The sequence below is a fragment of the Synechococcus sp. OH2 genome, assembly GCF_047462155.1.
Classification (GTDB): Bacteria; Cyanobacteriota; Cyanobacteriia; order Thermostichales; family Thermostichaceae; genus Thermostichus.
In genome coordinates, this window is sequence record NZ_JANSIR010000117.1 from 51,367 (window position 1) to 58,194 (window position 6,828).

A 6,828-nucleotide genomic window follows, 5' to 3' on the forward strand; every position below is an offset into this window, starting at 1 on the left:
GTGATGAATAGGCTTGGTGTGAGGGGTGAAGCTGTGGATCAAGAATTGTCCACGCCGGACGGCGCTTCTGCGCTGGCGGCGGCCGTGCATAGCCCTCTGGCCACGGCGTTTGCCCCGTGGACCCAGAGCGATGCCCTAGGCCAGGGATCCCAGGGGGCGGATCCCGTTGGCGAGACGGGGTTCTGGCCGGATTGCAACCCAGAGCGGGAGCTGCTGACCAGCCGGGCATGGGTGGAAATTGACGCGGCCCAATTGCGAGAAAATCTGCGTCTGTTGCAGACCCGCCTGGGCCCAAATGTGGAGATCTGGGCAGTGGTCAAGGCCAATGCCTATGGCCATGGAGCTCGCTTGCTGGCTCCCCTGCTGATGGCTGCCGGCGCCAAGGGGCTGTGTGTGGCCACCCTGTCAGAAGGGATCGAGCTGCGCCAAGCCGGCCTCCAGGCTCCCATCCTGGTCTTGGGTGCTTTGAATACCTGGGCCGAGCTTCAGCAGGCCATGGCTGCACGGCTGGAGGTTAGCCTTACCCGGGCCGAGCAAATTCCCCTGCTGCGCCAGGTGGCCCGTTGGGCTGGGCGCCCTGTCCCCGTCCACCTCAACGTGGATACAGGCATGACGCGCTTGGGGATCCCTTGGCAGGAGGCTGCCGCCGTGTGGGGGCAGATCTGCCGGATCCCCGAGCTGGAAGGCTGTAGCCTATTTTCCCACTTCGCAACAGCAGATGAGCCCGATTCTCCGGTGATGGCCCAGCAAGAGGCCCGCTTTGCCCAGGTGGTGGAGCAGATCCGCCAGGCCGGGGATCCCTTGCCCCCCCTGCATCTGGATAACTCCGCCGGCGCCCTCACCCGTCTTCACTACTCCCGCGTGCGGCTGGGGTTGGCCCTCTATGGCTTGTCTCCTGCCCCGCACCTGCAGGTGCCGGGGTTGCGGCCGATCCTGCGCCTTAAAGCGCGGCTGACCCACATCCAAACCGTACCCGCCCACACCGGCGTCAGCTACGGGCATTGCTACATTACCTCTCGCCCCAGTCGTATTGCCACCCTAGCCATCGGCTATGCCGATGGGATCCCCCGGCGGCTTTCCGGCTGGCTGCGAGGGTGGGTGCGCGGCGGCCTCATCCAGCAGGTGGGCATGATCACGATGGATCAGTGCATGTGGGATGTAACCGAGAGGCCGGATATTCAGGTGGGCGATGTGGTGGAGCTGCTGGGCCCTCACGTAGAGAGGATGGGCTTATCCATCCAGGATTGGGCGGATCAGTTGAGCACTATTTCCTATGAACTGCTGTGCGGACTTTCTGCCCGCCTGCCGAGAGTACTCGTCAATGGAGAGGCCGCTAGCCCTAGCATTGTTTGCGGAGCTGGGTACTCTAGAGCGTAGGAGGCCTGTGGGGACTCCGGCTGGCCAGATCCCTCTTAGAGGGGCATTCGCCATCGGCAAGGGAATCTACATCGGCAAGGGAATCTACAAAGGAGGCAGCCATGGAGGCACGCAAACCCCTAAGGAGGCTGGAAAATCAAATGGAGCGAGCCGTCCTCGAAGCCGTAAACGAGATGCTCCTGCTGGAAAGCCAGCAGCGCTACTGCTCCTGCGAAAGATTCTGTCACGATGCAGCCGCCCTGGCCCTCAACAACCTCCCACCTCGCTACGCCACCAGCTTTGAAGGCTCCATCTCCACTCTGGAAGCTATCCAAGCGGATCAAGAGCTGCAGAGGCAAATTCGCCTGGAGGTGGCGAAGGCGATGGACAGGGTGGCGGCCAATCCCCGCTGTCCAGAGCCTGACTGCCCGCTGCTACAGAGCGATGCTGAGACGGTAGAGTTAGAGCTAGCTCCCAGTGATACCTGACTTCGAGGAATGGCTGCAAGCGTCTCCCCTGTGCCCGTGGCCTTTCTAGGCCCTGCCGGAACCTATACGGAGTTGGCCGCTCTGCTGGCCTGTCCTGAGCAGCCCCACCTCCACAGCCAGGGATCCCATCCTCTGGAGCCCTACCCCACCATTGGCGCCTGCTTGTCAGCGGTGGCTACTGGCCAGCAAGAATGGGCGGTGGTGCCGGTGGAAAACTCTGTCGAGGGCGGGGTCTCGATGACCTTGGATGCCCTCTGGCAACTGGAGGGGCTGAGCATTCGCCAGGCGCTGATCCTGCCAATCCGTCATGCCCTCATCGGCTGTGCCTCCCGGCTGGAGCAGATCGAGCAGGTCTATTCCCATCCCCAAGCCTTGGCCCAATGTCAGGCGTGGCTGGGATCCCATCTGCCCCAGGCCACCTTGATCCCGACCCGCTCGACCACCGAAGAATTGGATCGGCTGCGAGCGCAGCCCAACGCTGCCGTCGTTGCCTCAGAGCGGGCCGCTGAGCTCTACCAACTGCCGGTCTTGGCCTGTCCCATCAACGACCACCCGGATAATTGCACCCGCTTTTGGGTGGTGGGCCGCCGTGGATCCTCACCGGGGGGATCCCATACTTCCTTGGCCTTCAGCCTGCCCCACAATGTGCCGGGGGCGCTGCTAAAGCCGCTGCAAGTCTTTGCGGAGCGGGGCCTCAATATGTCGCGCATCGAGTCGCGCCCCACCAAGAAATCGGCGGGTACCTACGTCTTCTTTGTTGATCTGGAGAACCCGGTTGGCCAGCCCTACCTGGATGCAGAGGTGATCGCTGCCCTGGAAGGGATCGCAGAAACCCTGAAGCTTTTCGGCAGCTACCCCGTCCACGACCTCTGCAAGTCGAGTGAGAGCCTTTCCCCCGCCTCCTAGACCCAGATTCAGACGCTTCCCACGCGCGGCCACCAGCGAGTTTTTCCCCATAGGGGAGGGCAAGGCGTTGAAGGGAGGAGTTGCTACTGGTTGTCCAGGGCTTGGTAGTTCTGCCAGGCTTGCCAAAAAACGTAGAGGGAAAGCCCAGCAAGAAAGGTTCGGAAAAGCAGGCTGACGATCTCATCCGGCAGCTTGGGCAGGGTGCGGGTGCTGATCTGGACGCCGACCAACCCCCCTGTACCCAGGATCAGGCCCGGGAGCCAGAGCACATTCTGGCGGATGGTGCCATCTCCAAAGCCGAGAGCGTTCGCCATCCAGTTGCCCAGGCCCGCATGGCCGAGGGTAGCGGCAGTTGCCGTGAGAACAATTGCCCCCAAACTGGTTTGGATGGCCACCTTGAGGGTTTCCCGCAACAGCAGGATCTGCAGCGGCACCATGATGATGCCACCGCCGATGCCGAAAAGCCCCGCCAACAAGCCAGCAGCGCCACCAGTGAGGGTGCGGGCTAGCCACGGCGGCATCTGACTGCCGGCAGCAACAACTGGCCTCTCCAACGCTTGGGCGTGGGCGACCACGGTTTTGCGCAGCTCCACCAGGTAAATGTTCGACAGCAACAGCACCCCAAAGGCCGCTAGTAGCAGATAGCCGGGCAGGCGACTGGCGAGGATCGCCCCCCCCTGAGCTGTAACCAGAGCCGGGATCCCTAGCAGGAGCGCCCGTTTGGGATCCAGCATCCCCATGCGCCAGTTTTGGATGCTGCCCGCCAGGGAGGTGAGGAGAATGGAAAAGTTGCTGGTGGCCACCGCCTGCAGCGGCGGGATCCCCAAGCTCACCTGCAGGGGCACCAAGATTGTCCCGCCGCCGATACCCAGAAAGCCGGCTAGGATCCCTGCCACCAGGCCGCCGATTGCCAAGGCCAACCCCTCTTCTACCACGATTGCTCAACCTTGCCTCTCCACCAAGCCTTTGCCATCCTCGCCCTCCCCACCCATGACCGGCTGGCAGAAGATACCGCCTGGATGCCGGCGGCAAAGCTAAGACAAAAAGCTCCGGCAGGGTTTGGCCTCCCTCCAGGCGCATCCATCTAAGGCAATCCGCTCCACCTCGGAAGCCAACTTCAAGGCCTTCAGGGCCTGCTCCCCGCCCACCGACGGCTGATTGCCCCCCCGCACACAGTTAATAAAGTGCTCCAGCTCGGCGTGGAGCTTGTCAATGGGGTCGATGTGAACCTTCTCGATGAGGCAATCCCGCTGGTAGGATCCCTGGCCGTAGTCGCTGCTGCTGCCGCCTCCCTGGCGGTAGATGGAGATCTCGTTGTGCAGAAAGTCGGCCTCCACGAGGGCATTTTTGCAGTGGACGGCAATTTTGCGCACCTTGCGGTGGGTAACCTTGCTGGCCGTGAGGGTGGCGATGGCGCCGTTGGCAAAGGTGAGGGTGGCAGTGACGTAGTCCAGGTAGCCCAGCTTGGAGGCGCGGTTGCCGCTGGCGGTAATTTGGGTTACTGGGGAAGGGATCAGCTCCAGCAACAGGTCGATGTCGTGGATCATCAGGTCAAACACCACCGACACGTCGCTGGCGCGGTCGGAATAAGGGCTAAGGCGATGGGCCTCAAAGGCCAAGGGTTCCTCGCGCTGCAAAACTTGCCCCAGCCTTTGAAAAACAGGGCTGAAGCGCTCGATGTGCCCCACCTGCAAAATGCAATTGCAATCGGCGGCGCGGTTGACCAGGGATTCTGCCTCGCCAATGCTGGCGGCAATGGGCTTTTCGATCAGCACATGAACCCCCGCCTCTAGGCAGGCGATGCCCACCTCGTGGTGCAAAACCGTCGGCACAGCGATGGCCACTGCCGCTACGTGGGGCAGGAGGTCGCGGTAATCTTCGTAGAAGTGAACGCGGTGGCGGCTGGCCACATCCAAGCCTCGCTCCACATTGATATCGGCTACCCCTACAACCTGCACATCCTTCATCAGGCTGAAGACGCGGGTGTGGTGCTGGCCCATGTTGCCAACCCCAATCACGCCGACGGGGACAGGCTGCCCTGTGTAGGCCGGTGGACGGCGGGGAGAGTTGGCAGGACTCGGGCAGGATCGGGCCATAGGTTTCCACTACCTCCACCACAGGGTTTTCGCAAGCCACACCCCGTTTTCCAGCAACGGAGCGCAGCTTTTTCCCCAAACAAACTGCACAAAGCTTACCATGCCTTCCTCAAATCCAGTTCAGCCCAGGAATCGGCGGCAGGCGCAGGGGTGCTCGCTCACAGGCCTGGGGGCTAAAGCAAAAGAGCGGGGTCGGCGTGGGGCGAAACCACATGCGGGCATAGAACCCACTGGGGCTAAGGGGGAGGCCAAACCAAATCGGGAAAAAGAAGACAAAAGACGCCAAAACCAAGCACACCGCCGTGATGCTCGCCCTGCGCCAGAAGCGACGGGAGTGCCGCCAGCCCAGCAGCACCAGCCAGGCCAGGGCCAGCGTGCTAAAGGCCAGAGCACTCATGTAGTGGTAGATGAAAACGCAGCGGCTAACGATAAACCAGGGCAGGTAGTTGGCTGCATAGCCAATTAGGATAAAGGCTTCCAGGCCGTGGAAGCGCCGGATCCCGCGCCAGACCAGTACCAAGATGGATCCCGTCCCCAGCCACCACAGCCAGGGATTGCCTAGGCCATGGACGACTCGCCACAGATCGCCCTGGGTGCTGAAGTAGTAGCCCACCGGGCGGCCCATAATCGGCCAAGACCAGGCCCCTGCCGAGGCCAAGGGGGTAGTCAGCCAAGGGCGCAGCGCCGGGAACCAGGCCACCAGGGAGCGCAAGCTGGTGGAGCAATAGGGGTGAACAGGGGTGTTTTCATCCACCACGAGATCGGCATGGAGGTGCCCGCTGTAAACGGATTGGTTGATGAGCACCAGGGATCGAAAGTAGTTCTGGATCCCCGTCCAGCTCCAATCCAGGGTTAGCCCCTGCTGCGGGTTAAGCTGCAGGTGGGGGATCCACTGGATGGCATAAAAGGCCAGCGGGGCGAGGACGAAGCAGAAGACGTAGTGCCACCAGCGCAGATGGCGGATTGGGATCAAAATGCCCAAGCGGGGGATCCACTGCGGGCGCAGCCAGACCACCCCCCAGACGAGGATCCCCAGCAGGGCAAACATGAAGGCAAACCAGAGGCCATTCCACTTTACCGAAGCCGCCGCCCCCAGCAGGATCCCGGAGCCAGTGAGGTGGAGAGTCCGCTGCCAGCCACGGCGTTCTAGCCCGCTCAGGAGCAAAATCGAGGCCGCCAGGCCAAAGGCCACCAAATACACGTTAATCAGGCCAAAGCGAGACTCCACCAGAAACAGCCCGTCGGTTAGGAGCAGCACCCCGCTCAAGAGGGCAAAGCCGACGTGGTAAGTAAGGCGATAGGCCAAGCCGGTGAGCAAAAGCGGAATTAAGGATCCACACAGGGCGGTGGCCAAGCGAAAGCCCCACTCGTTGCGGCCAAAGAGTTGGATGCTGAGGGCGATGAAGTACTTCCCCAGAGGCGGATGCACGTCGTAGAAGGGTTTGCCGTCGAGGTAATTTTGGGCAAACTCAGGAAAATACACCTCGTCAAACACTGGAGCCGGCAACTCGGCCAGACGCCAGAGGCGTAGCCCTAGGCTTACCAGAAAGATAGCGAGCGCCCCCCCCAGCAGCCAGCGGCGGTCTCCCGCTGGCCCAATCGCAGCCGGAGCAGGAGTAGCAGTCTCTGTCTCTGGAGGAAAGTTGCCAGCCGCTGCCTCAGCGCGGGTGGAGGGAGCTAGGAGCGGGTTGTCCCTTTCCGGCCTTGTGGGTTGGGGAGGGTGGGGTTCAGACGTCATGGGCAGGAGAAGTCTCCACTAAGACGGCAGCAACGTTCTCAGTGCTACTTTAACCTGCCACCGTTCCCTCTCTCCTCTGGGCCAGCCCCAGTCGGCCCTTCCCAGGGTTCAGGGCGAGCACAGTAGAAAGCAGCTGAATGCCTCCCGACACTCATCTTCGTTGAGTAAACCAATTCACAAATCCAGTGCGGGGCTTCCCGCCAATTAAGCTAACGAGGGGAGCTAGGGATAACTAGCTCCACGG

At 61.9% G+C, this 6,828-nt stretch carries 6 protein-coding genes; 3 read left to right on the plus strand and 3 right to left on the minus strand.

Annotation, left to right across the window (positions count from 1 at the left end):
- Positions 1 to 33: 33 nt before the first annotated feature.
- The 3 genes from alr to pheA all read left to right on the plus strand — a co-directional run bounded on the left by alr (position 34) and on the right by pheA (position 2,750).
- A complete protein-coding gene (gene alr / locus NW835_RS12855; protein WP_414415490.1) occupies positions 34 to 1,377 on the plus strand; it encodes an alanine racemase in 1,344 nt (447 codons plus the stop codon).
- A gap of 101 nt (positions 1,378 to 1,478) precedes the next feature.
- Entirely contained in the window at positions 1,479 to 1,844 is a 366-nt protein-coding gene (locus NW835_RS12860; protein WP_414365812.1) for a late competence development ComFB family protein, read from the plus strand.
- Between the two features lie 9 nt (positions 1,845 to 1,853).
- Positions 1,854 to 2,750, plus strand: a complete 897-nt coding sequence (gene pheA, locus NW835_RS12865) for a prephenate dehydratase (protein WP_414415491.1) — start codon at positions 1,854 to 1,856, stop codon at positions 2,748 to 2,750.
- A gap of 83 nt (positions 2,751 to 2,833) precedes the next feature.
- On the opposite strand, the gene NW835_RS12870 is transcribed toward pheA, so the two are convergent.
- The 3 genes from NW835_RS12870 to NW835_RS12880 form a co-directional block, all read right to left on the minus strand.
- Positions 2,834 to 3,685, minus strand: a complete 852-nt coding sequence (locus NW835_RS12870; RefSeq protein WP_414415492.1) for a sulfite exporter TauE/SafE family protein — start codon at positions 3,683 to 3,685, stop codon at positions 2,834 to 2,836.
- A gap of 99 nt (positions 3,686 to 3,784) precedes the next feature.
- Positions 3,785 to 4,846, minus strand: coding sequence for a Gfo/Idh/MocA family oxidoreductase (locus NW835_RS12875; RefSeq protein ID WP_414365815.1), 1,062 nt, complete (start codon positions 4,844 to 4,846; stop codon positions 3,785 to 3,787).
- 109 nt (positions 4,847 to 4,955) lie between these two features.
- Positions 4,956 to 6,584 (minus strand): phospholipid carrier-dependent glycosyltransferase, encoded by a 1,629-nt coding sequence (locus NW835_RS12880; RefSeq protein WP_414415493.1) that lies wholly within the window; start codon positions 6,582 to 6,584, stop codon positions 4,956 to 4,958.
- Positions 6,585 to 6,828 lie beyond the last annotated feature (244 nt).

Coding starts and splice junctions, on each gene's coding strand:
- NW835_RS12860 (WP_414365812.1), top strand. CDS start 1,479: ATGGAGGCACGCAAACCCCTAAGGAGGCTGGAAAATCAAATGGAGCGA.
- pheA (WP_414415491.1), top strand. CDS start 1,854: ATGGCTGCAAGCGTCTCCCCTGTGCCCGTGGCCTTTCTAGGCCCTGCC.
- NW835_RS12880 (WP_414415493.1), bottom strand. CDS start 6,584: ATGACGTCTGAACCCCACCCTCCCCAACCCACAAGGCCGGAAAGGGAC.
- NW835_RS12875 (WP_414365815.1), bottom strand. CDS start 4,846: ATGGCCCGATCCTGCCCGAGTCCTGCCAACTCTCCCCGCCGTCCACCG.